This window comes from Exiguobacterium sp. TDN 0502, from assembly GCF_050846835.1.
In the GTDB taxonomy this organism is placed as follows: Bacteria; Bacillota; Bacilli; order Exiguobacteriales; family Exiguobacteriaceae; genus Exiguobacterium_A.
In genome coordinates this window covers 1-1512 of the sequence record NZ_JBOZGJ010000033.1, presented here as the reverse complement: position 1 = coordinate 1512, position 1512 = coordinate 1, and the positions used below count along the sequence as shown (strand labels likewise).

At 47.0% G+C, this 1512-nt stretch carries 2 protein-coding genes; both read left to right on the top strand.

The genetic code is table 11. The features are described 5' to 3' along the window. The first annotated feature begins 70 nt into the window (after positions 1-70). A complete protein-coding gene (locus ACRPK8_RS15735) occupies positions 71-748 on the top strand; it encodes a transposase (protein ID WP_432238987.1) in 678 nt (225 codons plus the stop codon). A 5-nt stretch (positions 749-753) separates the two neighbouring features. Then, on the top strand, positions 754-1512 hold a 759-nt coding region (locus ACRPK8_RS15730), incomplete at its 3' end, for an IS3 family transposase (protein ID WP_432238988.1).

Below are 1512 nucleotides of genomic sequence, written 5' to 3'. Positions count from 1 at the left end.
TGATATGCTCCCCAAAAAGTAGACAGTTGAAATAACAAAAACTGTCTACTTTTTGAAGGGAGCTTTTTCTATGGCTACATCTAAGTTTTCGATGGATCAAAAACTACGCATCATTCAGATGTGTGAGGATGGAACAGACTCAATCAAGTCGATTGCCTCGCTCTTCGAGCTTTCAGTCAGCACCTTAAATAGATGGAGGACAAAATATCGTACGGGCGGCTCCATGGCACTTCGTAATCGAACAGAGTGGACGCGTTATCCGGAAGAACTGAAGATGAAGGCTATACGTGCAGTACTCGACCAAAAGGAATCGCTTATTAGCGCTACGGCACGGTTTGATATCTCGGATAAAGGCCTACTTGCGAAGTGGATAGAGAAGTATACTAGTCATAGTACTCAAGGGAAACCATTGAAGGAGCGATCCACTATGACTAAAGGTAGAACCACTACATTCGAAGAACGTGTCCAGGCAGTTATGGATTGTATACAAAGCGGAAAAGACTATCAACACATCATGGAGACCCATCGGGTCTCATACCAACAAATCTATAGTTGGGTAAGAAAGTTCGAGAAGGACGGAATCGACGCGCTGATGGACCGTCGCGGACGTCAGAAGCCAGTAGAAGAATTGACGGATGAAGAACGTTTGGCGTTAGAGCTGAAAAGACTCGAGCGAGAAAATGAGCGTCTACGCATGGAGAATGATTTCTTAAAAAAGTTAGAGGAGATCGAGAGGAGGTCACGTTAAGTCAAATTCGTCTTCAAGATAAATATGAAGCCATCCAATCATCGGTAGAGCAATTCGGTTACCCGATCATCGCCCTATGTCACCTCGCTGGTGTCTCGCGCGCTGCCTACTACAAGTGGTTACGCCGGATCGGTATACCGCAGACACGTGAGACGGAGAACATGAAAATCATCGAAGAGATGAACGAGATCCACCTTGCGGTGAACGGAATCTATGGCTACCGACGGATGACATTGAACCTGAAACGCCGTTTCGGAAGAAACGTCAACGCGAAGCGTGTCCGTCGTCTGATGCATGTCGCCGGTATTCATTGCGTCATACGCCGGAAACGTCCTTTGTATATTCGTAACCGCCCTCAACAGACCGCAGAGAACATTCTGAACCGTGATTTCAACGCGGCAGGACCGAACCAAAAATGGGTGACGGATGTCACGGAACTGAAGTACGGCGCCTCTCAGAAGGTATATTTGAGCGCCATTCTAGACCTATATGATGGATCCATCCGTGCCTTCGTTCTTGGGCACTCCAATAATAATCAGCTCGTGTTCGATACTCTCGAACTCGCCCTACAGGGCGCACCCGGAAGTCGTCCCTTGCTTCATAGTGATCGAGGATTTCAATATACGTCTCATGCGTTTCGTCATATGACACGCGTGGCAGGCATTACACAAAGCATGTCTCGGGTTGGAAGATGTATTGATAACGGACCGATGGAGTCCTTTTGGGGAGCGTTGAAGTGCGAAAGTTATTATCTACATAAGTTT